The 1,543-nt window shown below is 68.1% G+C and carries 2 protein-coding genes; both read left to right on the plus strand.

Annotation, left to right across the window (positions count from 1 at the left end; all coding sequences use genetic code 11):
- Positions 1 to 81 precede the first annotated feature (81 nt).
- Positions 82 to 525 carry a transposase gene (locus ACFHWU_RS29075; RefSeq protein WP_416592291.1) on the plus strand — a complete coding sequence of 148 codons (444 nt, stop codon included), beginning with the start codon at positions 82 to 84 and terminating at the stop codon, positions 523 to 525.
- 5 nt (positions 526 to 530) lie between these two features.
- Positions 531 to 1,529, plus strand: coding sequence for an IS3 family transposase (locus ACFHWU_RS29080; RefSeq protein ID WP_416592292.1), 999 nt, complete (start codon positions 531 to 533; stop codon positions 1,527 to 1,529).
- The last annotated feature ends 14 nt before the right edge of the window (positions 1,530 to 1,543 follow it).

The raw sequence follows: 1,543 nt of genomic DNA on the forward strand, positions 1-1,543 counted from the left end.
CCCTCTTGGTCAGGATGGTGTGAGACACCCCGTGTGAGTGGGGTGCTGACCTGAGGACGGGGATCGGAGATCCTTGTGTACGTGTCCACTTCATCTGGCAAGCAGTCGGCCTCCGGCAGCGGGGCTGACCCGGCGCCGAAGCCGTCGCGGCGGGTCTTCAGCCCTGAGTACAAGCTCGCGATGGTCGCCGAGTACGAGAACGCCCCGAACGGCGAGAAGGGCGCGATCCTGCGCCGGGAAGGCCTGTACTCGTCGCACATCATCGAGTGGACACGGGCCCGCGACGCCGGACACCTCGGCCAGGTCGACGGCGGGAAAACGGATACCGCCACGGCTGGAGCCGGGTCGCGGGTGAAGAAGTCCGCGGACCAGATCGAGTTGGAGAAGCTGCGCCGGCAGAACGAGAAACTGCAGGCGGACCTGACCAAGACCCGCATGGCGTTGGACATCATGGGAAAAGCACACGCGCTCTTGGAAGAACTCTCCGGGAGCGCGGACAACGACAATCCGCCGAGGAGATCCTGACCGCCGTGTTCGGCGAGCTCCGCGACGCGGACATCTCGGTGCAGCGGGCGTGCGCGCTGACCGGGACCTCACGGGCGACCTACTACCGGCGGACGCGACCGGTCGGACCGCGACACGGGCCGTGGCTGCCCCGGACCCCGCCGCCGCAGGCGCTCAGTCCGGCCGAACGTGACCGGGTCCTGGCCGTGCTGAACTCGCCCGCCTACGCCGACCTGGCGATCCCTCAGGTGTGGGCGCGGGAACTCGACGCGGGCCGCTACCACTGCTCCATGTCCACGATGTACCGGATCGCCCGCGCGGCGGGGCAGAGTAGGGAACGACGCCGCCTGGCGACCCATCCACCCCGGGTGCGTCCGGAGCTGGTCGCGACCGGACCCGGTCAGGTGTGGTCCTGGGACATCACCGCGTTGAAGGGACCCGTCAAGGGCATCTGGTACCGGTGTTACGTCGTCCTCGACATCTACTCCCGCTACGTCGTCGGCTGGCTCGTCGCGGCCGCCGAGGACGCCGTCGTGGCCCGTGACTTCCTCGCCGACGCGATCGGCCGTAACGGGATCGAGCCGCACACGATCCACGCCGACCGTGGCGGCGCGATGGTGTCGAAGCCGGTGTCGGAGATGCTCGTCGACCTCGGTGTCCTCCGGTCGCATTCCCGACCCCGGACGTCGAATGACAACCCGTACTCGGAGGCGCAGTTCAAGACGATGAAGTACGTGCCGGACTTCCCGGCCAGGTTCGGGTCCCTCGCTGACGCGAGAGCGTTCTGCGACGGATTCTTCACCGCCTACAATCACGAGCATCGGCATTCCGGGATCGGCTGGCACACCCCGGCGTCGGTGCACTACGGCACCGCCGAGCAGGTCCGTGAGCACCGCCAACGCGCCCTCGACGCCGCCCACGCCGCCCACCCGGACCGGTTCACCCGCCGGCCACGCGCACCGAAACTGCCCGACCAGGCCTGGATCAACCAGCCAACCCAGCAGGACCAAACCGTCTCAATTTGACTTGACAACTACCG

Origin of the sequence: Micromonospora sp. LOL_015, assembly GCF_048060275.1 — a bacterium.
Classification (GTDB): Bacteria; Actinomycetota; Actinomycetes; order Mycobacteriales; family Micromonosporaceae; genus Micromonospora_E.